The organism is Marseilla massiliensis (genome assembly GCF_016899855.1).
GTDB lineage: Bacteria > Bacteroidota > Bacteroidia > Bacteroidales > Bacteroidaceae > Prevotella.
The window spans coordinates 1-201 of sequence record NZ_JACJJG010000319.1; the positions used below are offsets into that span (position 1 = coordinate 1).

A 201-nucleotide genomic window follows, 5' to 3' on the forward strand; every position below is an offset into this window, starting at 1 on the left:
TGCAACTTTCTTCCAGCTGTAGTAGGCGTTGTAGCTTACGTTTACCTTGCCGGCCTTGCCGCTTTTTGTGGTAACGAGGATAACGCCGTTGGCACCACGCGAACCGTAGATGGCTGTGGATGATGCGTCCTTGAGTACGTCGATACTCTCGATTTCCGACGGGGAAATGTCACTGATACTCTCAACGGGGAATCCGTCGAC

1 protein-coding gene is annotated in these 201 nt (G+C 52.7%); it reads right to left on the reverse strand.

Features of this window, described 5'->3' with window-relative positions:
* A partial coding sequence (locus H6A34_RS14855; RefSeq protein WP_205106131.1) for a TonB-dependent receptor plug domain-containing protein occupies window positions 1–201 on the reverse strand: 201 nt, incomplete at both ends.